Annotated in this window: 25 protein-coding genes; 11 read left to right on the top strand and 14 right to left on the bottom strand. The window is 64.4% G+C overall.

Translation table 11 applies throughout. From position 1 onward, the window contains the following. The coding region (locus EN749_RS02200) for a LysR family transcriptional regulator (protein WP_128362479.1) at positions 1-816 on the bottom strand (816 nt) is incomplete at its 3' end. Between the two features lie 128 nt (positions 817-944). Here EN749_RS02200 and EN749_RS02195 point away from each other — a divergent pair. Both EN749_RS02195 and EN749_RS02190 read left to right on the top strand, forming a co-directional pair. After that, positions 945-2,282, top strand: coding sequence for an aromatic ring-hydroxylating dioxygenase subunit alpha (locus tag EN749_RS02195; RefSeq protein WP_164873896.1), 1,338 nt, complete (start codon positions 945-947; stop codon positions 2,280-2,282). Positions 2,283-2,367: 85 nt separating this feature from the next. Further along, positions 2,368-4,014, top strand: coding sequence for an acetolactate synthase large subunit (locus EN749_RS02190; protein ID WP_128362478.1), 1,647 nt, complete (start codon positions 2,368-2,370; stop codon positions 4,012-4,014). A 43-nt stretch (positions 4,015-4,057) separates the two neighbouring features. Here the strand turns inward: EN749_RS02190 and EN749_RS02185 are convergent, their stop codons facing one another. From EN749_RS02185 to EN749_RS02150, 8 genes are all read right to left on the bottom strand, one after another. Further along, positions 4,058-5,227 (bottom strand): substrate-binding protein, encoded by a 1,170-nt coding sequence (locus tag EN749_RS02185; RefSeq protein ID WP_127327020.1) that lies wholly within the window; start codon positions 5,225-5,227, stop codon positions 4,058-4,060. 81 nt (positions 5,228-5,308) lie between these two features. After that, on the bottom strand, positions 5,309-6,010 hold the full coding sequence (locus tag EN749_RS02180; RefSeq protein WP_127811113.1) for an ABC transporter ATP-binding protein: 702 nt from the start codon (positions 6,008-6,010) through the stop codon (positions 5,309-5,311). Positions 6,011-6,012: 2 nt separating this feature from the next. Continuing rightward, complete coding sequence (locus EN749_RS02175) at positions 6,013-6,717, bottom strand: ATP-binding cassette domain-containing protein (protein WP_127327022.1); 705 nt, start codon at positions 6,715-6,717, stop codon at positions 6,013-6,015. After that, entirely contained in the window at positions 6,714-7,700 is a 987-nt protein-coding gene (locus tag EN749_RS02170) for a branched-chain amino acid ABC transporter permease (protein ID WP_127811111.1), read from the bottom strand. Before EN749_RS02170 ends, EN749_RS02175 begins: the two co-directional genes overlap by 4 nt. Then, positions 7,697-8,554, bottom strand: a complete 858-nt coding sequence (gene urtB / locus EN749_RS02165) for an urea ABC transporter permease subunit UrtB (protein WP_128362477.1) — start codon at positions 8,552-8,554, stop codon at positions 7,697-7,699. Before urtB ends, EN749_RS02170 begins: the two co-directional genes overlap by 4 nt. Positions 8,555-8,558: 4 nt before the next feature. Next, entirely contained in the window at positions 8,559-9,680 is a 1,122-nt protein-coding gene (locus EN749_RS02160) for a class II histone deacetylase (protein WP_127267844.1), read from the bottom strand. A gap of 84 nt (positions 9,681-9,764) precedes the next feature. After that, entirely contained in the window at positions 9,765-12,491 is a 2,727-nt protein-coding gene (locus EN749_RS02155; RefSeq protein ID WP_128362476.1) for a LuxR C-terminal-related transcriptional regulator, read from the bottom strand. Continuing rightward, complete coding sequence (locus EN749_RS02150; protein ID WP_127395696.1) at positions 12,492-13,190, bottom strand: GNAT family N-acetyltransferase; 699 nt, start codon at positions 13,188-13,190, stop codon at positions 12,492-12,494. 169 nt (positions 13,191-13,359) lie between these two features. On the opposite strand from EN749_RS02150, the gene EN749_RS02145 reads away from it, so the two are divergent. Genes EN749_RS02145 through EN749_RS02130 form a run of 4 tightly spaced genes read left to right on the top strand, consistent with a single transcriptional unit; the run spans position 13,360 to position 17,694 of the window. Continuing rightward, positions 13,360-14,655 carry an ArgE/DapE family deacylase gene (locus EN749_RS02145; RefSeq protein ID WP_189367309.1) on the top strand — a complete coding sequence of 432 codons (1,296 nt, stop codon included), beginning with the start codon at positions 13,360-13,362 and terminating at the stop codon, positions 14,653-14,655. After that, positions 14,652-15,710 carry a phosphotransferase gene (locus tag EN749_RS02140; protein ID WP_128362474.1) on the top strand — a complete coding sequence of 353 codons (1,059 nt, stop codon included), beginning with the start codon at positions 14,652-14,654 and terminating at the stop codon, positions 15,708-15,710. The genes EN749_RS02145 and EN749_RS02140 overlap by 4 nt, the downstream gene beginning before the upstream one ends. After that, positions 15,711-17,021 carry an aspartate aminotransferase family protein gene (locus EN749_RS02135; RefSeq protein ID WP_189367305.1) on the top strand — a complete coding sequence of 437 codons (1,311 nt, stop codon included), beginning with the start codon at positions 15,711-15,713 and terminating at the stop codon, positions 17,019-17,021. It abuts the gene before it with no gap. Positions 17,022-17,037: 16 nt separating this feature from the next. Then, complete coding sequence (locus EN749_RS02130) at positions 17,038-17,694, top strand: GntR family transcriptional regulator (protein WP_128362472.1); 657 nt, start codon at positions 17,038-17,040, stop codon at positions 17,692-17,694. 8 nt (positions 17,695-17,702) lie between these two features. On the opposite strand, the gene EN749_RS02125 is transcribed toward EN749_RS02130, so the two are convergent. Genes EN749_RS02125 through EN749_RS02105 form a run of 5 tightly spaced genes read right to left on the bottom strand, consistent with a single transcriptional unit; the run spans position 17,703 to position 22,432 of the window. Further along, complete coding sequence (locus tag EN749_RS02125) at positions 17,703-19,007, bottom strand: FAD-dependent oxidoreductase (protein WP_127398651.1); 1,305 nt, start codon at positions 19,005-19,007, stop codon at positions 17,703-17,705. Further along, a complete protein-coding gene (locus EN749_RS02120; RefSeq protein WP_164874023.1) occupies positions 19,004-19,987 on the bottom strand; it encodes a branched-chain amino acid ABC transporter permease in 984 nt (327 codons plus the stop codon). Before EN749_RS02120 ends, EN749_RS02125 begins: the two co-directional genes overlap by 4 nt. Continuing rightward, a complete protein-coding gene (locus tag EN749_RS02115; protein WP_127327031.1) occupies positions 19,984-20,892 on the bottom strand; it encodes a branched-chain amino acid ABC transporter permease in 909 nt (302 codons plus the stop codon). The genes EN749_RS02120 and EN749_RS02115 overlap by 4 nt, the downstream gene beginning before the upstream one ends. Then, on the bottom strand, positions 20,889-21,638 hold the full coding sequence (locus tag EN749_RS02110; protein WP_127381440.1) for an ABC transporter ATP-binding protein: 750 nt from the start codon (positions 21,636-21,638) through the stop codon (positions 20,889-20,891). The genes EN749_RS02115 and EN749_RS02110 overlap by 4 nt, the downstream gene beginning before the upstream one ends. Beyond that, the gene (locus EN749_RS02105; protein WP_127398307.1) at positions 21,635-22,432 is read right to left on the bottom strand and encodes an ABC transporter ATP-binding protein; all 798 of its coding nucleotides are present in this window, start codon (positions 22,430-22,432) and stop codon (positions 21,635-21,637) included. Before EN749_RS02105 ends, EN749_RS02110 begins: the two co-directional genes overlap by 4 nt. A gap of 126 nt (positions 22,433-22,558) precedes the next feature. Between EN749_RS02105 and EN749_RS02100 the strand changes: the two genes are divergently transcribed. From EN749_RS02100 to EN749_RS02080, 5 genes are read left to right on the top strand one after another with little or no spacing between them, the layout of a single operon-like run. After that, complete coding sequence (locus EN749_RS02100; protein ID WP_127270675.1) at positions 22,559-23,293, top strand: GntR family transcriptional regulator; 735 nt, start codon at positions 22,559-22,561, stop codon at positions 23,291-23,293. After that, a complete protein-coding gene (locus tag EN749_RS02095; protein ID WP_127270673.1) occupies positions 23,290-23,772 on the top strand; it encodes a DUF3830 family protein in 483 nt (160 codons plus the stop codon). The genes EN749_RS02100 and EN749_RS02095 overlap by 4 nt, the downstream gene beginning before the upstream one ends. After that, a complete protein-coding gene (locus tag EN749_RS02090; protein WP_128362471.1) occupies positions 23,773-24,126 on the top strand; it encodes a TIGR04076 family protein in 354 nt (117 codons plus the stop codon). It begins immediately after the preceding gene. Further along, positions 24,123-25,178: an aldo/keto reductase gene (locus EN749_RS02085; protein WP_128362470.1), complete on the top strand. Its 1,056-nt coding sequence runs from the start codon at positions 24,123-24,125 to the stop codon at positions 25,176-25,178. The genes EN749_RS02090 and EN749_RS02085 overlap by 4 nt, the downstream gene beginning before the upstream one ends. Beyond that, positions 25,175-25,603: a DUF4440 domain-containing protein gene (locus EN749_RS02080; protein WP_127266587.1), complete on the top strand. Its 429-nt coding sequence runs from the start codon at positions 25,175-25,177 to the stop codon at positions 25,601-25,603. The genes EN749_RS02085 and EN749_RS02080 overlap by 4 nt, the downstream gene beginning before the upstream one ends. Positions 25,604-25,622: the final 19 nt, after the last annotated feature.

The raw sequence follows: 25,622 nt of genomic DNA, 5'->3' as shown, positions 1-25,622 counted from the left end.
GTGGAAGGAGCCGGCGTGGCGACGCGAGGTTTTCGTCAGCCGGACGAGCTGGCCGCGACGCAGATGCTCGTCGGCAAACCCCGCCCAGGCGAGCGCAGCTCCGCGCCCGGCGATGGTTTCATGGATCATCGACATGTAGCTGGTGAACCGAGGCCCATCGAGTTTCCGCTCGGTTCCGATCCATGACTGCCAACTGTCGATCGCGCCGGGCGGCGTCACTTGGTGCAGCAGCGGCACCGCCAGGAAAGCCTCGGGGTCCTCCGAGGCGAGCCCCGGGTAACGCGCCAGGAACGCCGGTGCGCAAACCGGGAACCATTCGCCGTCGAGCAGTTTGTCGGCCACGAATTCGGGCCATTGCCCGGCTTCGCCGAAACGGATCGACAGCGCCACTTCGGGCTGGTCGAAATCCCTGTAATCGGTGGATGTCTGCAAAAGCACCCGGTCGCCGGCCACCCGCGATGTGATGAGGTCGAAGCGTGGCATCAGCCATGCCTGCGCGAAATCGTGGCTGCAGCCGACCACGAATGTATCGCTGTCGTGCGCGGTCAAATCCTCGACCGCTTGCCTGATGGTGCCGAGACCCTCGCGGATCGCTTCGGCCAGCGTGTTGCCGGCCCCGGTGACGGCGACGCGGTTGCCTTTGCGCGTGAACAGCTCGACCGACAACTGGCGCTCGAGGTTGGCGACATGCCTGCTGACCGCCGATTGTGCGATGTTGAGCTCCTGCGCGGCCAGCGTCAGCCCGCCATGCCTGGCGGCAGCCTCGAAGACGACCATGGCGTTCAGCAGGGGAAGCGATGTCTTGAGGGTTTTCACGATCCGAACCTGCATTCATGCCTTTTCGATATGGAGGTCTATTATTTCTGTATTTGCCGCAAGCCTTTCCGCATCGCACACTCTATCGAAAAATCATCCTAACGCCAGCGAGCAGAAAGGTGTTTGCCGTGCAGGCCTACACACCGAACAGCCAGCCTATCGACAGAAGCGAGACCGTCAGGCTGATCGACCGGCAACGTCCGGACTGGTCGCTGGAACAGGCCTTCTATGCCGACCCTGCGATCTTCGCGCTGGAGCGTGACTTGTGGTTCCCACGCCAATGGATGCTTGTCGCCCATGCCAGCGAGGTGCCTGAAAAGGGCCGCTACATCGTGCGCCAGCTGTTCGACGAGGAGATCATCGTCGTGCGCTTCGGCGATGGCGAGGACGACATCGCGGCCTATTACAATGTCTGCACCCATCGCGGCTCGCGGCTCTGCGCCAAAGATGGTCGCGGCAAGCTTCTGGTCTGCCCCTATCATGCCTGGTCGTTCAGGCTGACCGGTGAATTGCAGTCGCGGCAGGATCTGCCGGCAAGCGTCGATCCGGAAGCGCTGGGACTGCACCGCGTGCCCTGCAAGGGTTTCGGCGGCCTCGTCTTCTGCGGCCTCGATGCTAGTTCGCTGCCCGACATCCAGCCTGTCGCGGACGGGCTGACGGGCGGCTTGCGCGAAAACGGCCTCGACCGTGCACGCATCGTCGCCCGCAAGAATTATCTGACCAAGGCGAACTGGAAGCTGGTGCTCGAGAATTTTCTCGAATGCTATCACTGCCGGCCGGCTCATCCCGAATATTACCGCGTCAACGGCCATGTCAAAGTGACCGCGACCCGCGATGCCGACAAGGCGGTCGAGTGGCAGAACGAAATCGAGGCCTGGCACAGCGTCATCGGCGATGCCGAGTTCCACAAGGGCGCATGGCAAGCAGGCGACCTCGACACGATGCCGTTTGCCATGCACCGCAAGCCGATCGGCTCCGGCCGTAACACGCTGTCCAATACGGGCGAGGGGCTCTCGTGCCTGATGGGTGGTCGTCACGCCTATGATGGCGGCGAAAGCGGCTTTCGCCTCGGACGCCTGTCGTTTGCAAGTGCTGCCAATGATTATGTCACGCTGTTCCAGATGATACCGCGCAACGCCATGGAAACAGACGTCATCCTGACCTGGCTCGTCGACAAGGATGCCGATAACGACATCGACGCCGATGCGATCAGCTGGATGTGGGACGTCACCACGGTGCAGGACAAGAAGATCACCGAGGACAATGCCGACGGCATTATGTCCCGTGCCTACCGGCCAGGCCCCTACACGCCGCTGGAAAGCCAGACCTCGTTCTTCGTGCAGACCTATCTGTCGGAACTGCGCTCGCTGATCACCGGCACGCGCGGCGCGACCGTCAGCCAGTGGTCCGCGCCGAAGGAACTTTTCGCATCGCCGAAGGCGGCGAGCTGCAACACGCGGCTCTGACCCGCGGCCGAAGATGCCTCTTTGAGGCGTCGCATTCCGATGCCATATGAAGGTGGCCGACGGAATGTTGCGGGAGAGACAGTTTATGACCAAAGGTTCGGACTTGTTCGTCGCGGCCCTCGAGAACGAAGGGGTCGAACGGATTTTCGGCATTCCCGGCGAAGAAAATCTCGATATCGTCGAATCCATCCGCCGCTCCTCGATCCAGCTGATCCTGACCCGCCACGAGCAGGCAGCCGCTTTCATGGCCGCCACCTATGGTAGGCTCACCGGCAAGCCAGGTGTGTGCATCACCACGCTTGGCCCAGGTGCACTCAATCTTTCGACCGGTTCGGCCTATGCGCTGCTCGGCGCGATGCCGATGATCATGATCACCGGCCAGAAGGGCATCCTGTCATCCCGGCAAGCGCGCTTCCAGATCGTCGATATCGTCGCGGCGATGAAGCCGCTGACCAAGCTGTCGCGCCAGATCGTCTCGCCGAAGATGATCCCCTCGCTGGTGCGCGAAGCTTTCCGTGTCGCCCAGGAAGAGCGTCCCGGCCCCGTACATCTGGAACTGCCGGAGGACATTGCGGCGGCCGAGTGTGAACCGATCGCGCTGGTGCCGACGCACCCGGTCGAACTGCCGCTGGCCAGCCCGGGCGCGCTTGATCGCGCCGCCCGTATGATCATGGAAGCCAGGCGTCCGCTGCTGATGTTCGGCGCGGCGGCGTCGCGACCGCGCGTGACCCCCGATGTCGCGCAGTTCGTGCTGCGCACGCAAATTCCCTATTTCACCACGCAGATGGGCAAGGGAACCGTGCCCGGCGGCACGGAGCTCTATATGGGAACGGCAGCCCTTTCGGAGCGCGACTATGTGCACGAGGCCATCGAGCAGGCCGATCTGATCATCACCATCGGTCACGACACCGTGGAGAAGCCGCCCTTCATTATGGGGGCGAAGGGGCCGAGGGTCATTCATGTCGGCTACCAATCAGCCGATGTCGAGCAGGTCTATTTCCCGCAAGCCGAAATCGTCGGCGACCTCGGCCCTTCGCTGGCGCTGCTGGCCGACCGCATCGAGGGCAAGATCCCCAACGCGCAGGTCCTGCTGCCGCTGCGCGAAGGCATTCTGAGCCGGATCGCCGCGCGGGCCACCGAAGATCGCTTCACGCCGCAGCGCATCGTGCACGACGTGCGCGCCGTGATGCCGGCCGACGGGATTCTCGCCCTCGACAACGGCATGTACAAGATCTGGTTTGCGCGCAACTACCGGACGCGCATGGCAAACACGATCCTGCTCGACAATGCGCTGGCCACCATGGGCGCGGGCTTGCCGTCGGCGATGATGGCGGCACTACTCTATCCGCAGCGCCGTGTCATGGCCATCTGTGGCGATGGCGGGTTCATGATGAACAGCCAGGAACTGGAAACCGCCGTCAGGCTCAAGCTCAACCTCGTCGTCCTGCTGCTCGAAGACCATGCCTACGGCATGATCCGCTGGAAGCAGGCGGTTGACGAATTTCCGGATTTCGGCATGACCTTCGGCAATCCCGATTTCGTCAAGTATGCCGAGGCCTATGGCGCCAAGGGGACCAGGGTTGCGGAGATCGCCGACTTGCGGCCGGCGCTTGAAAAGGCCTTCACCGGCGGCGGCGTGCATCTCGTCGTCGTGCCCATCGACTATTCCGAAAACACCAGGGTGCTCGTCGACGAATTGCGCGAGCGGCTGCCAGCGCCGCAGACGCCCTGACGGCAGCGACAAGCCGCCGTCAGGATTGCTTGGGCGGAAGACCCTACACCTTGCAGTAAGGCGTCACCGGCTCGATGGTGCCGAAGTCCTTAGCGATCTCGTAGCCGATGCCGTCGGCCGCCGCCTTGCCTACATAGGAATGGCACAGCGTGTGGTTGTTGGTGGCGTCGACACGAATCTTGCCTTGCGGTGCGTCGAACTCGATCGACGGCAGCGCGGCCAGCACATCATCGTCCTTCAACGATCCAGCCTTCTCGGCGGCCAGCGCATAGAGATGCAGGCCGTTGTAGCCGGCCTCGCCGATGCCGTTGACCATCTTCTCCTGACCGAACTTCTCGCGGAAGCTCGAGATGAACTTCTTGTTGACCGGGTTGTCGAGCGCCATCCAGTAGGGTTGCGGCGCATAGGTGCCGGCCGCCACGCCGGGCGGCAGCGCGTCCTTGTTGAAGACCTCGTCGAGCGGGGCGATCAGCGGCTGCTTGATGTCGAAGCTGCGATACTGCTTGAGCTGGGTGACGGCGTCGTTGCCGACCACCATCGACCAGACGACATCGGGCTTCAGTGACTTGATCTTCTGGAAGGCCGGGCCGAAATCGGTGGTGCCGAACGGATAGTAGTCGGCGCCGATGATCTTGCCGCCGGCCTTCTCATAGGCCGCCGTGATCGCCTCGGTCATCTTCTGCGGCCAGGCATAGTCCGAAGCCATGACATAGATCGTCTTGCCGAGGTTCTCGGCCACCCACGGCATCATCGGGTCGACCTGCTGCATCGGGATCGGGCCGGTGGCGACGAAGTAGCGGTTGCATTCGCCGCCTTCGAAATTGGTCGGGTAGAAGAACAGCTTCTTGGCCTTCGAGGTGACCGACAGCGTGGCGCTGCGTTCGGGCGAAATGATCGTGCCCATGATCACGTCGACCTTGTCTTCGTTGATGAGCTTGCGCGCCTTGTCGATGGAGCCCTTGGTCGTGGTCTGGTTGTCCTCGATGATGAGCTCGACCTGGCGTCCGCCAATGCCGTTGGCGGCGTTGAGCTCGGCGGCGGCCAACTTGTAGCAATTGAGCAGCGTCTCGCCGAGGATCGCCTGCAGCCCGGTGATCGGGATCGACAGGCCGACCTTGACGGTGTCGGCGGCGCGCAGGATCGACGGCGCGCCGACGATGGCGAAGGCGGCCGCGGCGCCGCCGGATTTCAAGACAGTTCTTCTGCTTATCATTGTTGTGTTCCCTTCCAGTCCCAGGCGCGCCCCATGCACGCCTTACAAAGCCAACAGGTCCAGGCGCGCTTCGGGCGGGCCCTATAAAGCCAACAAATCCTTGAGCAGGGTCTCGTCGGCGAACGCCTCCGGCGCGCCTTCATGGACGATCCTGCCCTTCTCCATCACCAGACAACGGTCCGATGCCTTGAGAACGAGATCGAGATTCTGTTCGACCAGAACGATCGCGATGCCGCGCTCGCGGGCTATGCGCGGCACCAGTTCGGCGATCGACTGCACGATGTTCGGCTGGATGCCTTCCGAGGGCTCGTCGAGCAGCAGCACCGACGGCAGACCGCAGAGTGCGCGGCCGATCGCCAGCATCTGCTGCTGGCCGCCCGAAAGCGTGCCGGCGACCTGCGCTTCGCGTTCGCGCAGGATTGGAAAATAGCCGAAGATGTCGGCCGGAATGCCGCCGTCGCCACGGTCCTTGGCGGCGCGGGTGCCGACTTCCAGGTTTTGCCGCACCGTCAGCTGGTTAAAGATCCCGCGCCCCTGGGGCACATGCGCGATGCCTGCGCGCGCGCGGCGGAAAGCCGGAGCGTTGGTGAGGTCCTGGTCGCGGAGGATTATGGCGCCGCCGCTTGCCCGCAAGCCGCCGGCGATGACGCGCAACAGCGTCGTCTTGCCGGCGCCGTTGCGGCCGAGCAAGCCGATCACTTCGCCCGGCGCGACGCTGAGGTCGATGCCGTTCAGCACGGGGAGCAGACCGTAGCCGGCCGACACCGCCATTGTCCGCAGCATGATCAGCGCCTCCCCAGATAGACATCGCGGACCATCTCGTCGGTCTCGATGTCATGGAAAGGACCGCTGCGCAGCCGGCGTCCCTGATGCAGCACCAACGTCTCGCAGTTCAGCGCCCGCACGAAGCGGATGTCGTGCTCGACGGCAACAATCGAGAACTCGCCCTTGAGGCGCAGCAGCATCTGCGCCGTCGCCAGCGTCTCCTGCGGCGTCATGCCGGCAGTGGGTTCATCGAGCAACAGCAGGCGCGGCTCTATCGCCAACGCCATCCCGATCTCCAGCCATTGCTTCTGGCCGTGCGCGAGCTCGCCGGCCAGCGTGGCGGCACGGTTACCGAGCGCGACCAGTTCCAAGAGTTCACCAACCGGGCGCACAGGCGAAGGCGCGCCCCAGCGCGCGACCTTCAGATTGTCCTCCACCGAGAGGTTCGGGAAGACCGAGGGTATCTGGAATTTGCGGGCGATGCCGAGCCGGGCGATGCGATGCAGCGGCAGTCCGGCGATGTCATGGCCGAGGAAGCGCACGCTGCCGCTGGTCGGACGCAGCGTGCCCGTCAGCACGTTGAGGAAAGTGCTCTTGCCAGCGCCGTTCGGCCCGATGATGCAGCAAAGCTCCTTGTCTCGTACGGTGAGGTTCAGAGCCTCCAGCGCCTGCAGTCCGCCAAAGCGGATACCGACATTTTCAGCCTGCAGCAGGATGTCGCTCATTGCGCGCGCCTCCTGCCCTTGAACAGGCCTTTCAGCCGCGCGTAGATCGACAGGATGCCATCCGGCAGGACGAAGACGATGATGACGAAGACACAGCCGAGCAGAAGGGGCCATAGGCTCGGGTTGAAGCTGCTGATCGTCTGCTGCGCGCGCTGAATGAAGATGGCGCCCAGTACTGGCCCAAGCAGCGTGCCGCGTCCGCCGACCGCCACCCAGACGACAACTTCCGTCGACAGAAGCAGCCCGGACAGATCGGGTGCCACCAGCCCGGCCATGCAGACATAGAGGGCGCCGGCAAGGCCGGCGATCGCCGCCGACAGGACGAAAGTGACAAGCAGCCGCAACGGCGCATTGTGGCCGAGCGCGGCCGCCCGGATTTCATTGTCTTGAATGGCGGTCAGCACCGTGCCCCAGCGGCCACGGCTGATCAACCAGAGCGCCAGCACCGTCATGGCGACGATGGCCGAGACGAAGATGTAGCTGGGCAGATCCTGGCTGAGATCGACGTGCAGCCCGCCAAGATCGAACTCGATCGGCGGGATGCCGATCAGGCCGCTGTCGCCGCCGGTAACCGAGCTCCAGGAGACCGCGGCCTGCTGGCAGATGACGCCCATGGCCAGCGTGACGATGGTGAAATAGCTGCCACGGATGCCGCCGAAGAACAGGAAGTAGCCGATGATGGCGGCGACGAAGGCCGCACCCGCCACCGCACCCATGATGCCGAGTAAGCTTCCAAAGGGGATGGCATCATTGAGCGTGACCAGCGCCATGATGTAGCCGCCGATGCCGAAAAAGGCGGCGTGGCCGAAACACAGGATTCCGGTGCGGCCCCAGAAGAAGTCGAGGCTCGCCGCGAACAGGCCGAAGATCAGCGCGTCGCGGATCACCGTCAGCTGATAGCCGCCGGCAAAGAACGGATAGATGATCGCGAGCGCCACGCAGGTGGCGAAGATCAGCAGCCAGTTGCGATCACGGGCGATCATCGCGACGCACCGTTGAACAGACCGTTGGGCCGCAGACGGACAGCGACGATGGCAGCCAGCAGCACGATCGCCTGCGCCAGCGACGGCGAGATCTGATAATTGAGGATGCTGGTCAGCCCGCCGACGAAGACGCTGCCGGGGACAAGGCCGCCAATCGAGCCGACGCCACCGACGATGACGACGAAGAAGGCGTTGGCGAGATAGTTCACCCCCATCTGCGGCAGCACGATCGCCAGTGGCGCGACCAGTCCGCCGGCAAGCCCGGCGATGGCCGCGCCAAAGGTGAAGGCAATGGCGTAGGTGCGCCGCGTGTTGATGCCGACGCCCTCGGCCATCTCGCGGTTCTGGATGACGGTTCGGATATCGAGGCCGAAGGGCGTCCGGCTGATCAGCAGGATGACGCCGAGCAAGGTCAGCATGGCGATGCCGATCAGGATCAGCCGGTAGGCCGGATAGACGGTGAAGACGAGATCGAGCGTGCCCTCGATCGGCGGCGTCACGGGCTTGGCGCCGAGGCCGAAGGTCAGTTCCAGCCCTTGCTGCAGGATCAGGCTGACACCCCAGGTGGCGAGAACGGTCGAGACAGGCCTGGAATAGAGATGGCGGATGATGGCGAATTCGAGGATGCAGCCGACCACCGCGCCGGCGATGGGCGCGGCGGCCAGGCCCAGCCAGAAAGAGCCGCCTATGCTCTGGACGAAATAGACAGCGAAGGCGCCGACGGTGACGAACTCGCCATGCGCCAAATTGGTGACGTTCATCAGGCCGAAGCTGATCGCCAGCCCGAGCCCGACCAGCATCAGGATGCTGATCAGCGTCAGAGCATTGAGCAGCGTGGTGATGAGAAAATCCATCGCGTCAGGCCGCGCTTGCGAGACGTTGGCGCAGGCCGGCGAGCAGCCCCTCTGCGGCATCGATCGCAGCAGCCTGGTGTGGCTGCAGATCCTGCCCAGCCCACTCGTCGATATGGTCCGACAGCGGATCGACCACTTCGGTACGGTGATTGGCCAGCGTCTCGATGACGGCATGGCCGCAGAACGGCACATAACCTTCGGAGTAGCCGCCCTCATGGGTCATGATCAGGCGTCCTTGCGATGTTTCCGCGGCCAACGCCACCATGCGCGCGGCGAGCCGCCTGAAGCATTCGCTGTTGAGCATCATGCGGCCGAGCGGATCAAAGCCTGACGCATCGAAGCCGGAAGCGACGATGACGAGGTCCGGTCTGTAGGCGCGCAGCGCAGGTGCGATGACGCGGTCGAAAGCCGCTTCATAGGCGCCGGTGCCGCTGCCCCCCGGCAGAGGTATGTTCATGTTGTAGCCTTTGCCGGCATCTTTCCCGTTGTCGGCCAGCGCACCGCGCCCGGTCGGGTAGAGATTGTCCTGATGCACGGAAATGGTCAGCACCGACGGGTCGGAATAGAACACCGTCTCGGTGCCGTTGCCGTGGTGCACATCCCAGTCGACTATCGCCGCGCGCCCGAGCAAACCTTCATGCTGCAGCCGGCGGACAGCAACGCCGATGTTGGAGAACAGGCAGTTGCCCATCGCCTGGTCGGGTTCGGCATGATGCCCCGGCGGCCGCGCCAACGCATAGGCATTGTCGACGCGGCCGGTCAGCACCGCGCGCATGGCGGCATAGGTGGTGCCGGCAGACAGCAGCGCGATGTCGAAGCTGTTGAGACCGATCGGCGCCTGTGGTCCGGCGAAACCGGAGCCACGCTCGCTGAGCATGCGGATATCGTCGACATGGCGTTGCGTGTGCACGCGCAGCAGGTCCTCGATCGAGACTGGCTCTGGGATGATCGGCACCAGATGACGCGACAGGCCACTGACCTGGATGAGGTTGTTCAGCCGGCGCTTCGAGCCGGGCGATTCCAGATGGCGGCCGGGTTCCACGAAACGGCCGGGCGGCATCATGTCGGCGCTGGGGCCGGTGTCGTGCCACATCAGCTGTTCGTGAAAAACGTAGCCTGTCGCCATCCGCAGCGTCCTCCGAAAACCAGGTGACGCTAGCAGGCTGACGATCATGTGGCCCGACCCGAAAGAGGGGTTGTGCCCGTTATTCTATACCCCTCCTTTCGGAGGGGGATGGGCGCCTGCTGACCCTTGCGCGGCGCGCACCGCCTGCACCCGGTTGGATACCGCAAGCTTGCCGAAAATGTTCTTCAGGTGCCATTTCACCGTGGTTTCGCTCACCGACAGCGCCAAGGCGATATCGCGATTGGACATGCCCTCAGTGAGATAGCGCAGCAGTTCGGCCTCGCGCTGGGTGAGCTGTTCCTTCTCAGCGGCTGGTGCGGCCAGCTTGCTTGTCGCGACAGGCATCGCCTGCGCGGCATCGATGATGCGCGTCGCATAGGCTGACAGCGCGGGATCGGTCTTCGCCTGAGCCGCACGCAGCCGCCTCAACCCTTCGACGACAGGCCTTCCCTCGTCGACGAAGGAACGGATGAAGCCTGACGGCTGGGCAAGACGTAGTGCTTCGAGGAGATTGCGGTCTGCCTCGCGTTGGTCGTGGGCAGCGCTGGCAGCCTTGGCGCCCAGGATCAGCGCCAATATATGGCGGCGCATGCGCCCGCTGTCTCTCGTGCGCTCCAGCAGCGCGTCGAAAATCCGCGCGGCATCGGCATAGGATTTCTCGGCCGTCAGCAGGCGGCCCTCGGCGAAGAATTCGAACTCGTTGGCGGTGGTGATAACCATCGACGCCTCGGTCCCTTCTCCGCGATGCTCGGCCAGCAGCGCGCGCGCCTCGACATTGCGGCTCTGGTCGAGCAGCACGCGTATGCGGTCATGCACGATCATCGATGCCAGGCGGCGATACACCGTGCCGCGCACGCGTTGATAGACGCGCTCCAGCATATCCAATGCCGCTTCGGTGCGGCCCGTCAGCTGCAGCACGCGGGCATAGGTCGGCACGCTGGCCAGGGGATAGACGATGACCGCCGCGCCTTCGATCTGCGGTCCGAGATTCTCGACCAGCGTCAACGCCTCGCCCGACGCATTGGTCTCGTAGGCGAGTTCGGCAAGCAGCGTTCCGGCTAGGGCTTCGGCATAGGAGTTTGCACCGATCCGCGCCCTGGCCTCGATGATGGCGTTGCGCAGCAGCCGCTCTGCGGCGGGCAGGCGGCCCGCCGAACGCTCGATCACGGCCATGTAGCAATTGGCGATGGTGACGCCGAGCAGGCTGCCGCTTCGCTCGTGCGCCCGTCGTGCCGCGTCGATGGCGGCGCGGGCACCTTCGAGGTCGCCCAGCGCATAGAGGTTGTAGCCTATGACGTTGGCGGTCGCGCCCTCCATGAACCAGGCATCGGGCGCGATGACGCGCAGGGCCGCAAGGGCTGTGTCGCGCGCCTGATCGAACTGCTCCAGCGTGCTGTGCACGGCAGCGGCGAGGACCACGAGCTCGGCCTTTATCGTCGTGCCGGTCATGGTGCCCGGGTCACTGCCGTCGGCCGGTCCGGCCTCGACCAGCTTGCGCGCGTTGCTAAGCGTCTGCTGCGCAATCTCGGGTTGGCTGCTGTGCACCGCCAGCCACAGCACGACGAGTTGCAGCCGGATGCGCTGGTCAATCAGCGTCCTCGGCAGCAGCGCAAGCAACTGACGCACATAGAGGAGCTGGCACTGGGCGATGAGGTCGAGCGCATTGTTCTCGACGAACACCGCCGCGCGGGCATGGTCGCCGGCGGCCAACGCGTGCCCGATCGCCTCTGTCAGCATCTTGCGCTCGCCGAACCATTCGGCGGCCGCCAGATGCAGCGGCGCGATCATCTCCGGTTCGCGCCGCTCCATTTCGCGGCTGAGGAAATCGCGGAACAGATGATGGTAGCGGAACCAGCGCCGTTCTTCGTCGAGCGGCACCAGGAACAGATTGCGCGTCTCGATCTCGGTAATCGCCGCCTCGGCATCGGCCGCCCGCATCACCGCTCGGCAGGCCTCGGCACTGAAGCGTTCGAAGATCGAACTGTAGAGCAGGAATTTTGCGATTGCCGGCGGCAGTTCCAGGAACACTTCGCCCATCAGGAAGTCGGCGACGTTTCGGTTGGCGCCGGTGAAGTTGCCGATGACGGTTTCGGGTGCATGTGCGGCACTCAGCGACAGCGAGGCCAGTTGCAGGCCGGCGGCCCATCCTTCGGTGCGCGAGCACAGGGTTTCCACCGCACCGCTGCTGACGCTCAAGCCCAGCTTGTCGTTGAAGAAGGCTTCCGCTTCTGACGAGGCGAAGCGCAGATCGTCCGGGCCGATTTCGAAGACGTCGCCAAGCACCCGGAGCTTGCCGAGCTGCAGGTCGGGCAGGCTGCGCGAGCCGATGACGAAGGCGACGTTTGCCGGCGCCTGCCGGGTCAGACGCTCCATGAACCGCTTCACCGCCGGCGCCTCGACGGCGTGGTAATCGTCGAAGAACAGGGTGATGTCGGCCTGGCGCGCCGCCAGACCCGCCACAAGTGCCGAGAGCACGACATCGAGCTGGGGGATCGGGCTCGACTGGAAGGCAAGATCGAGTTCCGCCGGACTCTGAACCAGTTGGCGCAGCGCGCCCACCAGATGCGACAGGAAGGCGCCCTCGTCATTGTCCGTCGCTTCGCAAGACAGCCAAGCGGTCAGCCGACCGTGGCGCGCGACTTCCGCGGCCCATTGCGCCATCGTCGTCGATTTACCAAAGCCGGCCGGCGCGGCGAACAGCACGATGCGCGTGTCGATATGGCGCTCCAGCGTCGACAGGATGGTCTCGCGGCGAACCCATCGGCGATGGTGCGGCGACGCTTGGCTGACGGATTGCGGGGCTGTTCTCATCTAGGTCCGCGCAACTTGTCGCTTTTCCGGGGAAAGCGCGGCTCCCTTGCCATTGCTCCACTCCGTTTCGATCAGCGGAATCTGCGGTGCGGCATCGCGCGGCAAGGTTCCCTTGATCCGGGGATCGTCGACGATCTCAAATCCGGTCGCGAACGGCACGAACCCGCAGGCACTGTAGAACCCGATGACACTGTGATGATCGAAGCTGCTTGTATGCAGCCAGATGCGGCTCGGGTTGAGACACCATGCGAGGTCCAGTGCCCCGGCCATCAGCCGTTTGCCGAAACCCCTGCCGGTCAGGGACGGGAACAGGCCAAAATAGATGATCTCGATCTCGCTGCTGTCGGCGACGAAGAATTCGACCATACCGAGATGGGCGCCGGTCTCGTCATGGCCGTAGTAGAGATGCTGGCGCGGGTCGGCGAAATGCTCGGTGATTTCGGCATCGGACATTTCGGAAACACGGTCCCAAAGCCAGGGCGCGCCGATCTCGAGGAAGATCGCCCGATAGGAAGCGCAGTCGGGCGTCGTGATCCGTGTCATGGCCAAGGGGTGCGCGAGATCGGGCTGCGGCGAGCGCGCCTCCATCCACGTCACCGCATTGGCAAGCTTGCCCGCCGGCAGGCGATGGTAGCCAATGGCGAGATCGGTGATTTCGGCCGGCATCGTGTCTTCGGTGATCAACGCATTCCCCGTCATGTCTTCCAGAGATAGCAGTATCGGCTTGCTGCATCCGATGCCAACTCCCCAAGACCATGGCAGCATCGAACGGCAAACCTTGGACTGAAAGTTTGGCGCGTATGCCTCTTGCATTTCACAGGAATGGCATATGAGATATGATACACCATTCAGAAGAAAGTGAAATATGATGCCTGAGCGGATTGCGGACGAGGCCATTCTGAGCGCGGTCGATGACGGCTTCGCGCGGCAGGTAGCGTTTCTGCAAGAGCTCGTGCGTTTTCCTTCACAGCGTGGCGAGGAACATGCCGCACAATCGTTCATGGCGGCTGCCTTTGAGGCTGACGGCTATGCCGTCGACATGTGGCGCGTCGATGTCGATGCGGTTCGCGACCTGCCGGGTTTTTCACCCGTGGCAGTTTCTTATGACGACGCCTTCAATGTCGTTGCCACGCATACGCCGCGAAACGCGACCGGCCGCTCGCTGATCCTCAACGGCCATATCGATGTCGTTCCGACCGGACCGCTCGACCGCTGGGTGCGCGATCCCTACGACCCGGTGATCGAGGACGGCTGGATGCATGGCCGCGGCGCCGGCGACATGAAGGCCGGCCTGTCCGCCTGTCTCTATGCGCTGACCGCCTTGCGCAGCCTTGGCTATCAGCCGGCCGCGAACGTTTACCTGCAGTCGGTGGTCGAGGAAGAATGCACCGGCAATGGCGCGCTTGCCTGCCTGCAGCGCGGCTACCGCGCCGACGCCGCCTTCATTCCCGAACCGCTGGAGCCGAGGCTGATGCGGGCGCAGGTCGGGCCGATCTGGTTCCGGGTCGAGGTCGACGGCGACCCGCAGCATGCGTCGGGTGCATTTTCGGCCGGGGCCAATGCCATCGAAAAGGCATTTGTCATCATCCAGGCGCTGAAGCAACTCGAAATCGTCTGGAACGCGCGCAAGGTCGACGACAAGCATTTCCATGATCACCCGCACCCGATCCGCTTCAATCTCGGCAAGATCGAAGGGGGCGAATGGACATCGAGCGTTCCGGCGCGATGTGTCTTCGAGATGCGCGTCGCCACCTATCCCGGCCAGAGGCTCGAAGACGCGAGAGCCGAGCTCGAGGCCTGTATCGCCGAAGCGGCGCGTGCCGATCCGTTCCTGGCCAATCGTCCGCCGAGCCTCACCTACAACGGCTTCATGGCCGAAGGCTATGTGCTGGAGGATGCCGACGAGATGGAATCCGTGCTGCGCCGCAGCCATACCGCCGTCTGGGGCGAGCCGCTGACGGAACACGTCACCTCGGCGACGACGGATGCACGCTTCTTCGGCCTCTATGCCGACACGCCGGCGATCGTCTATGGCCCGATCTGCCGCATGCCGCATGGTTATGACGAGGCGGTCGATCTCGACTCGGTGCGCAAGGTCACCCAGACCATCGCGCTGTTCATCGCCGACTGGTGCGGGCTTGAACCTATCGAGGCTAAGCCATGAATGCGGCCGTCCCCGATGCGTTCGGCGAAACACTCGCCGAGGACGCGCCTGATGTTTCGGCGGCCGAAGCGCTCGCCATCCTGCGCCGGTACTATGGGCTGACCGGCACCGCGCGTCCGCTGCCTGGCGAACGCGACCACAATTTCCACATCCAGGCCGACGGCGAGCGTGAGTTCGTTCTAAAGATCTCCCATCCGGCGGAAGAGGCCGGCTTCACCGATTTCCAGAACAAGGCGCTCGACCACATCCTTGCAGTCGACCCCACCTTGCCGGTTCCCTCGGTGCGCAAAAGCCTTGAAGGCGAGCCGCAATTTGCAGCCAGTGTTGGTGGATCGGCGCCGCGCATCATCCGGCTGGTGACTTATCTGCCCGGTCAGCTGCTGTCGCGCTCGCCGACTTCCGATGCGCAGGATCGCAATCTCGGCATCTTCCTCGCCCGCCTTGGCCGGGCGCTGCGCGGCTTCTTCCACCCGGCCGCCGGCAACGACCTGCTCTGGGACATCCGCAAGGTCGCCAAGACACGGCCGATGATGGCGCATATCAGTGATCCGAGCCGGCGGGCGATGGTCGAGCGCGCGATCGACTCCTTCGAGCAGCATGCGGCGCCGGTCATCCCCACCCTGCGCGCGCAGATCGTCCACAACGACATGAACTCCTACAATGTGGTGATGGACGCGTCGCGGCCGGAGATCGTCAGCGGCATCCTCGATTTCGGCGACATGATCCATTCGCCGCTGATCTGCGACCTCGCCATCGGCGCCGTTTATCGCTGGCCGGCGCAAGGTCATCCGCTTGCGCCGGCGGTGCGCTTTGTCGCCGGCTATCAGTCGGTGCAGCCATTGGAGGCCGAAGAGATCGGCATTCTCTTCAATCTGATCCGTGCCCGCCTTGCGCTCATCGTCAACATCGCCAGTTGGCAGGCCGAGCGTTTCCCGGCCAAACGCGACTACGTGCTGCGCCTCGCCACCGAGGTCTGGGCTTCGCTTGAAAAGCTTGATGGTCTGTCATCCACCGATGCCCGCCGCTATTTTCTCGACAATTCCAATCCGGAGTAAATGCTCGTGTCCCAGTCCTCGCCATATCCTTCAAATGCCGACGCGGCTGCATCGGAGCGCGCGCTGCTCGAGCGCCGCGCCAGGCTGCTCGGGCCGACTTACCGCGCCTTCTACCGCAATCCGATCCATCTGGTGCGTGGCAGCGGTGTGTGGCTCTACGATGCCCAGGGTCGCAGATTCCTCGACGCCTACAACAACGTCGCCTCGGTCGGACACTGCCATCCGCGTGTCGTCGAGGCGCTTTCGGGGCAGGCCGCCACGCTCAACACCCACACACGCTATCTCAGCGAGATCATCCTCGACTACGCGGAGAAACTTCTCGGCACCGTGCCGGCCCATCTCGGCCATGCCATGTTCACCTGCACCGGCAGCGAGGCCAACGACCTCGCCATCCGCATCGCCCAGCATTCCAGCGGCGGCACCGGGGTGATCATCACCGACTTTGCCTATCACGGCGCCACCATCGCGACGGCGCAGCTGTCGCCGGCGGCGGTCGGGGCAAAGGGCGTGCCCGCGCAGCACCGCACCGTGACAGCGCCGGACACGTTCCGCGACCATGGCCGGGCCGCACATGATTTCGCCAGAAATGTCGCTGCCGCCATCGAAGATATGCGCGCAAAGAATATCCGGCCGGCCGCATTGCTTCTCGACTCGGCCTTTTCCAGCGATGGCATCTTCTTTCCGGATGCGGCGGTAATGCGCGAGGCGGCCGACCATGTAAAAAAGGCCGGCGGCATCGTCATTGCCGATGAGGTCCAGTCTGGCTTCGGCCGGCTCGGCCAGGGCATGTGGGGCTTCGCGAATTACGGCGTCGAGCCCGACATCGTCACGATGGGCAAGCCGATCGGCGATGGGCACCCGATGGGTGCCGTGCTGGTGCGGCCGCAACTTGTCGCCTCCTTCGGCTCGAACACCGGTTACTTCAACACTTTTGGCGGCAATCCGGTCGCTGCCGCCGTCGGCCTCGCCGTTCTGGAGGTGATCGAAGGCGAAGGACTGATCGAGAATGCGCGCAATGTCGGCGCCTATACGGCTGAGCTGCTGCGCGCCCTGCAGAGCCGGCATGGCGCGGTCGCCGATATCAGGCACAACGGCCTCTATTTCGGTGTCGAGCTGACGGCGGACGGTGACGAGGCGCTGGCCGCCACCAAGACATCGGCGGTCGTCGAAGCCATGCGCGAGGACGGCGTGCTGATCTCGTCCTGCGGTCCGCGCGGCAATGTGCTGAAGATCAGGCCGCCACTGCCGTTTGCCAGGGACAATGCCGAGCAACTGGCCGAGACGCTCGATCGCGCTTTGTCGAACTGGTGATCGGAGCGGGCCGCGCATGCTGAAGCTCGAACATCAGACCCTGAATGACCGCGCCTATGGTGCGCTCAAGCAGGAATTGATTTCGGGTGGTTTCAGCCCGGGGCAGACGCTGGTTATACGCAAGCTCGCCGAGACGTTCGGCATCTCGACCACGCCAATCCGCGAGGCGCTGCAGCGACTTGTCGCCGAGCGACTGCTCGAGATGCAGAACAACCGCTCGGTCATCGTGCCGTTGCTGTCCGCGCCTGCCTTCGAGGAACTGACGCGCATCCGTATCGCCGTCGAGGGACTGGCGGGCGAGATGGCGGCGACCAGGATGAGCGAAAGCGGGCTGGCTGACATACAGGCGACGCTCGCCGGCATGCAGCGTGCCATCGAGGCCGGCGACGCCAGGGCCTATCTCTCGTTGAACGAGGCGTTCCACTTCGCCATCTACCAGCATGCCGGCGCGCCGATCCTTTTGAACATGATCCGCGACCTCTGGGGGCGGGTTGGGCCTTATCTCAAGCTGCTGATGCAGGCCGATCGCTACATCCCGGACTCCAACGACGCGCATCGCAAGATCGTCGCCGCACTGGAGCAGCGCAGCGGCCCCACTGTGCGGGTCTTCATAGAAGAGGACATCGCGATGGCGGCCGCCGTGCTGTCGGCAAACCTTGACGCTGCCAGGTAGCCGTCGGCCTAGCTCGTCCCGTCCAGCCGGTCGCGCAGCATGCTCCAGCCGAGCAGCATGTTGGGCGCGTGCCGCAGCAAGGCATGGAACGGGATTGGCGCCGGCGACGCATAGGGCAGCGGCAGGTCGCGGGCCTCGGTTCCAGAGGCCCAGTCCGCCAGCACCTTGCCCATCGCCGTTGTCATCGCGATGCCGCGGCCGTTGCAGGCGCGTCCGGCGATCAGGCCCGGACCGAGGTCGATCAGGTGCGGCAGGAAATCCGGTTCAACCGCTGCCATTCCCGACCAGCTGTAGGCAAGCGGCGGCAGGTCGGGCAGACCGAGATGCCGACCAAGCCTTCGCCAAATCGTCTGCGGTACGCGCGTGTCGGCACCAGCGCCAAGGATGTTCATGCCGCCGCTGATCAGCCGGTTTTCGGCGTCGAAGCGGAAGGTGAACAGATTGCGTCTGGTGTCACCGACGCCTTGCCCGCCGGGAAGCAACCGGCTGCGTACTTCACGAGGCAATGGCGCTGTCGCGGTCTGGAAGACTTTCAGCGGGAAATAGGTTCGCTGCAATGACGGATTGAGGGACCAGCCATAGGCGTTGGTGGCGATCAGCACCTTGCCGGCGCGTACTGAGCCAGATGGGGTTTTTAGCATCCAGCCATCGGCTATGCGATCAACCGAGGCGACGCGCGTCTGCTCGAAGACCTTCGCGCCGGCTTTCTCCGCCGCATCGGCAAGCCCGCGCGCATAGGCGACCGGATTGAGCACGCCGCCGCAACGATCCATCCAGCCGCCGGCATAGCCCGGCACGCCCGTCAGGGCTTCGATTTCCTGCCGGTCCAATGTGACTGCCGGCCGGCCAAGCTGTGCCCATTGCCCGGCACGTGACTTGACCTTCTCGAAGGCGGCAGGCGAATGCGCAGGCTGGATCCATCCGTTCTGCACGGCGTCGCAGTCGATGCCGTGCTGCCGGATCAGGCGGAAGACCAGGTCGGCGCTGCCGGCGGCGAAATCGATCAGCCTTTCGCCGCGCGACGGTCCGAGATGGGCCAGTATGTCGACTGGATCCATTTTGGCGAAGTTCGGCACGACAAAGCCCGCATTCCTGCCGGTCGCACCCCAGGCGATGAATTCGGCTTCGAGAACGGCGACGGAAAGGCCTTTCCCCGCCGCGTGCAGCGCGGTGGAAAGACCGGAAAAGCCACCGCCGACGATGGCCAGGTCGACAGCGAGCCCGCTCTGCAGCGCCGGCCGCTCGCGGCGGTTGCGGCTGACGGCATGCCACAGCGAAGCGCCATGCGTTTCCCGCCGAACCGTGGCATTCATGACGGCGAAATGCTCCTGGCCGTCGCCGCCTTCGCCCGCTTACCTAACCAGGACCGCCGCGGTCTGTCGCCGAATAGGCCGTTCGGCCGGATCAGCAGTATGACGCAGAGCATGACGCCGATGGCGGCGATCTGCAGCGCGGCGGCGCGAGCCTGCTGTTCCGGCGGGAAGAGGATGCTGGTCAGCGTGCCCGATCCGGCCCATATCGCCCACACCAGGATGCTGCCGATGACGGCGCCGAGATTGCTGCCGGAACCGCCGACGATCAGCATCACCCAGACCTGGAAGGTCAGGATCGGCAGATAATTATCCGGCGCGATGAAGCCGGTGAAATGCGCCTGCAGCGCGCCGGCCAGCGCCATGATGGCGCCGCCGACGGCAAAGGCCTGGACGCGGTAGAAACGCGCGCTCTTGCCAAGCGAGATCGCCGCCCGCTCATCCTCGCGCAACGCCTTCAAGACCCGCCCCCACGGGCTGCGCGACAAATGTTCCAAGGCGAGATAGGCGATCAGCGTCACCACCGAGACCACGCCAAGGTTGGACAGGTTGAACAGCAGCGGCGTCTCGGCAAGGCTGCCGAAGGGGCGCGGAATAAAACCGATGCCGAACGGGCCGCCGGTCAGTTTCTGCGCGTTGAGCGCGACCAGTTGCACGACGACGGCGACGCCGAAGGTGGTGATCGCCAGATAGTCGGATTTCAGCCGCAGCGTTGCCATGCCGGTAAGCGCTGCAGCGATGCCGCCGACGACCATGGCGCCCGCCCAGCCGACAAGGATCGGCAGGCCGAAGCCGCCCAGCCGCGCGGCATCGTCCGGTGTGGTCAGCAGCGCCGATGTGTAGGCGCCGATGGCGACGAAGCCGGCGAGGCCGACATTGAACAGCCCGGTCAGGCCCCACTGCAAATTGAGCCCTAGCGTGACCAGCGAGAAGATCAGCGCTGTGGTCAGGAAGAAGGCGCCGTAACCGAGCAGGTCCATCAGCGTTCCCTCACACCAAACAGGCCGATCGGCCGCACGAACAGCACCGCCATCAGGATGATGAAGGAAACGGCGGCGCGCCACTCGGCGCCGATCAACTGCACCGCACCAGCCTCGGCGAGCCCGATGATCAGGCCGCCGAGCACCGCACCGGGAATGCTGCCGATGCCGCCGAGAATGGCGGCGGCGAACATCGGCAGCAGCATGTCGAAGCCCATGAACGGGCGGATCTGCACCAGAATGCCGATCATCACGCCGGCGACGCAGGCGAGAGCGCCGCCGATGACCCAGGTGACGCGCACCACGCTGGCGACATCGATGCCGACGATGCGGGCCAGCGCCGCGTTCTGGCTCAAGGCCTGCATCGAGCGGCCGGTCTGCGTGCGCGTTATCAACAGATGCACGCCGAGCACCAGCACCGCGGTCAGCAGCAAAAGCGCGATCTGGTCGGGTGTGATGCGGATGCCGAAGCCGACCGGCATGGCGATCTGGATCGCGCGGCTGAAATAGGTCGGCCGCGAGGTGAAGGTGAATTCGAGCAGGCTTCTCAGCGCCATCGAGGCGCCGAAGCTCGCCATCACCACGATGATCGCCTGGCCTTGCGAGCGAAGCCGCGAAAACAGCACCTTGTCGAGCAGCAGCGCCAAGAGCGCGGTGAAGGCCATGCCGATAACGAGCGCAACAATGAGCGGCCAGCCGAAGGACAGCGGTGCGATCGGCGCCACCTTGCCTACTGTCGCACCGATGGCGCTGACGACGGCCAGCGTCGCATAGGTGCCCCATGCCATGAAGTCGCCATGGGCGAAGTTCGAGAAGCGCAGGATCGAATAGGTAAGCGTCACGCCGATGGCGCCGAGGCCGATCATCGAACCCGTCAGCAATCCGTCGACGACAAATTGCAGGCTCATGCCTCACCTCCTTTCCCTGCCTTAGATGGGCGCTGGCCGAGATAGAGTTCGGCGACCACCGGATCGTTCCACAATTCGGAGGCGATGCCCTCGTGCCGGTCCTTGCCTTCGACCAGGACATAGGCGCGGTCGCCGATGGCGAGCGCCGCCTTGGCATTCTGTTCGACCAGCAGGATGGTGACGCCGGACTTGCGGATGCCGGCCAGCATCTCGAACACCATCGAGACGAATTTCGGCGACAGGCCGGCCGACGGCTCGTCCAGCACCAGCACTCTGGGGTGGACGATCAGCGCCCGTGCGACAGCGAGCATCTGCCGCTGTCCGCCCGACAAATTGCCGGCGGCGGTGCGGCGCTGGCGGACGAGGTCTGGGAAGGCGGCATACATCTCCTCGATGCGGGCAGGGATTTCGCGCCGCTCGAGGACGCCGCAGGCGACCCTGAGATTGTCCTCGACCGACATCAGCGGGAAGATGTTTTCGGTCTGCGGCACGAAGGCCAGTCCAAGCCGCACCATGGTGTGGGCAGGCGCAGCGGTAATGTCCTTGCCGTCCAGAAACACCGTGCCACCGGTGATCGGGACGAGGCCGGCGATGGCCTTGATGAAGCTCGACTTGCCGGCGCCGTTGGGGCCCAGCACGACGACGATCTCGCCTTTTTTGACAGTGATCGAGGCGCCGCGCACGATCGGCACGCCGGGCTCGTAACCGGCTTCGAGGTCGCGGACATCGAGGACGATCTCGCTCATGCCGCGCCTCCGAGATAGGCCTCGATGACACGTGGGTCGCGAGCGACTTCTTCGGCCGTGCCTTCGCTGAGCAGCTGGCCGCTCGCCATGACGAGGACGCGATGGCAAAGCCGCGTCACCATATCGATATTGTGCTCGATCAGCAGGAAGGTGATGCCACGCGCGTTGATGTCCCGGATGCGGTCGATGATGACCTCCAGCAGCGTCGCGTTGACGCCGGCCGCCGGTTCGTCGAGCAGTATGATCGCCGGGTCGGCCATCATCACGCGGGCGAGTTCGAGCAGCTTGCGCTGGCCGCCGGAAAGCACCCGCGCCGGCTCATGCGCGAGATGGGTGAGGGTGACCAGTTCCAGCAGTTCGAGCGCCTTTGTCCTGGCGGCTCTTTCCTGCGCGGCGACGCGCCATGGCGTGATGAAATTGGCGAGCAGCTTTTCGCCGGCCTGGCCCTGTGCGGCCAGCATAATGTTTTCGATCAGCGTCAGATTGGGCAGCGGGCGCGGGATCTGAAAAGTTCGGCCAAGGCCATGACCGATGCGCAGATGCGCGGCTTCGCCCGAGACAGGCGTGCCGTTGAGTAGGATCTCGCCGCTGGTCGGCAGGATGCTGCCGGCGAGCAGGTCGAACATCGTCGTCTTGCCTGCACCATTGGGGCCGATCAGGCCGAGGATTTCTCCCGCTTTGACGTCAAACGAGACATCGTTGACCGCGACAAGGCCGCCGAACCGCCTGACGACATTCCTTGCCGTCAGAACCGGCGCGCGGGTTTCCCCTTGCCGTTTGGTTGCCTCGCTCATCAAACCCTCTGGCCGAAGACGATCGTTGCCGTCTCCTGATTATGATTTGTGATCACACTTGCTTTGATCACGCTATTCGGCTTTAATTTCATCCGCAAGCCGAAAACCGGCCAAGAACGGAATTCCATGCAAAAGGCTGCCATCGAAAAGAACAACGAGGCGATCGCGGCCCAGCTTGCGCCAGTCGGCCGCGAAACTGTGCAGGACCGCGTCTACTCGGAATTGCGCCGCGCCTTGATCGGCGGCCTGTTCGAGCCGAGCCAGGTGCTGACCATCCGTGGCCTAGCTGACGCCTTGGTCACCTCGACCATGCCGGTGCGCGAGGCGCTCGGCAGGCTGATCACGGAAAAGGCGCTGGAGGCGCTGCCCAACCGTTCGGTGCGTGTGCCGCCGATCACATTGGAACGGCTGGATGATCTCTTGCGTGCCCGCATCCTGATCGAGGGCGAAGCGATCGCGCTGGCCGCCGCCCGCATGGGCCCGCGCCAGATCGCCACCATCGAAACCATTCTCGGCGAATGGGACGAGATGCGGGCGCTGAAACACAAGAAGGACGTCGATCGCGAAGTGACGCTCAATCAGAGCTTTCATTTCGAGATCTACCGCTCCTGCGGCTCGGCCGTGCTGATCCCGATGATCGAGAGCCTGTGGCTGCAATCGGGGCCCTGCATCCGCGTCGCTATCTATGCCTTCTCGGAGGCCGGCGAAGTCGACACCGCCCAGTATCACCGCCGCATCGTCATGGCGCTGTCCACGCAGGATGCGCAGGCGGCGCGCGAATCGCTTGTCGCCGACATCAGCCGCCCCTTCACCTTCCTGCGCAGCAAGCTGCAGGCCGCCGCCGCGAAAGACCAGACATGACCGCCATCAGGATCACCGAGCCGCGCTCGCAGCTTTCCGTCACGGCGCTGCTGCTGCCCGAGAAGGCACCGGAAAACGCTGCCTTCCTCTCGGCCTATCTCGGCACGCCACGTGTCGTCCCTGGCATCCATGCGATGTGGACGGGGCCGGAAATCTCCTGTCCGGTTCCCGCGGCCGATCTCGAGGGCCAGGCCTATGCGAAACCGTTGCCGGCCGAGAACGCGACGCTGACGCCGCAGCCGGGCGACATCGTGCTTTCCTACGTGCCGCCACGCATGTGGGGCGGCAATCCCAATGCGATCTTCGACATCGGCCTCTACTACGGGCAGGGCGCGCGGCTCTTGTTCCCGATCGGCTGGCTGGCCGGCAGCGTGGTGGCGCAAGTGCGCGTCGAAGAGCGTGACCGGTTCGCCGCCGCTTGCGGTGTCATCCGCCGCAACGGCGCCTGCGATGTTACCTTCAGCCTGATGGAGGCTTGAATGGCCGACGACAGTTTCGAGCTGTTCGATCTTCGCGTCGAGGCGGTCATCCCGGAGGGCAAGCCGATCTATTGCGGCGCCAAGGAAGGCGACTATTTCGAACTTAAGGGCGAGATGCTGTCGATGCCGGCAGGGCAGGGTTTTTCGATCTATTCGCTCGCCGCCGTCTTGCCTCTGCTGGCGGCCAAGCAGCGCCCAACCCACCCGAACGACTGGATGACCTCGGACGCGGAGATCGCTTGTCCCGATCCCAATTGCGCCAGCCGGCTGAGGATCGTCAGGATGGCCAAGCGGCGGTTCAGCCACGCCGAGACCACGGCGGTGCCGCTGCCTAAAAAGGATGACCTGAGATGAGTGCCAAGACCTTCGAACTCGGCTCTGGCTACACCATCTCGCGCGTCATCCGCGGCGGTTGGCAGCTGGCCGGCGGCCACGGCGCCATCGACCGCAGCCAGGCGGTGGCCGATCTGATCGCCACCTTCGATGCCGGCATCTGGACCTATGATTGCGCCGACATCTACACCGGCGTCGAGGAATTGATCGGCGCCGCGCGCCTGCGACTGGCCAGTGAGCGCGGCCTCGATGTCGCCGCCCGGATGAAGGTGCACACCAAGCTGGTGCCCGACCTCGAACGGCTGGCCAGCATCAGCCGCGACTACATCAGGAGCATCGTCGACCAGTCATTGCGGCGGCTGAAGACCGAGCGGCTCGATCTCGTTCAGTTCCACTGGTGGGATTATGACCAGCCTCGCTATGTCGAGGCGATGGGCTGGCTCGACGAGCTTCGGCTTGAAGGCAAGGTGCGCAATCTCGGCACCACCAATTTCGACACGCCGCGCCTGGCTGAAATCCTTGCCGCCGGCATACCGCTGGTCAGCCAGCAGCTGCAATATTCGGTGCTCGACCAGCGGCCTGGCAACAGCTTGGCGAGCCTCGCCGCCAAACACGGCGTCAGCTTCCTCTGCTATGGCTCGGTGGCCGGCGGCTTTCTCAGCGACAAATGGCTCGGCGTGGCCGAACCGGCCACGCCGCTCGAAAACCGCTCGCTGGTGAAATACAAGCTGATCATCGACGATTTCGGCGGCTGGGGCCTTTTCCAGCACCTGCTTCAGGCGCTGAAGGCCGTTGGCGACCGCCACGGCGTCGACATCGCCACCATCGCCAGCGCCTGGGTGCTGGAGCAGCCGCAAGTGGCGGCCGTCATCGTCGGCGCCCGCAACCAGGCGCATGCGCTGGCCAATGCAAAGATCATGGACGTTGCGCTCGACGCCGAAGACCGGGCGCGGATTGCCGCCGTCATCGCGCAAGGCACCGGTCTCGAGGGCGACGTCTACACGCTGGAGCGCGACCGTCACGGCCGTCACGGCTCGATCATGCACTACAACCTCAATGCGGGGAAGAAATGAGCGACGAGCCCTCCCTGTTTTCACGCGCCAGCGCCGAAATCATCGACCTGCACCGCTTCTTCGTCGACTGGTTCGTCGCTGCGCGCGCCAACACGGTGGACTTCGGCCGCTTCGAACGCGCCATGGGCAAAGACCTCAGCATGGTGGCGCCGGACGGGCAGATCCTCGACCGCGAAGCGGTCATCGATCATGTCCGCGCAAGCCGCGCTTCCTGCGACGATGGTTTTGCCATTTCGATCGAGGACATCCGGCCCGGCTGGCAGGACGCCGATACCATCGTCGTCCTCTATGTCGAAGCGCAGCTGCGCGCAGGCAAGCACAGCCGCCGCCAGTCCAGTGCCGTCTTCACCACCAGTTCATCGGCGCCCAACGGCGTTGAATGGCGACATCTGCATGAGACCTGGCTGCAGGTGCCGGAACGCTGAACAGGCTCCAGAATTCAAA

It is taken from the genome of Mesorhizobium sp. M7A.F.Ca.ET.027.02.1.1, assembly GCF_004022985.1.
GTDB lineage: Bacteria > Pseudomonadota > Alphaproteobacteria > Rhizobiales > Rhizobiaceae > Mesorhizobium.
This window is presented reverse-complemented; position numbering and strand designations above follow the sequence as displayed.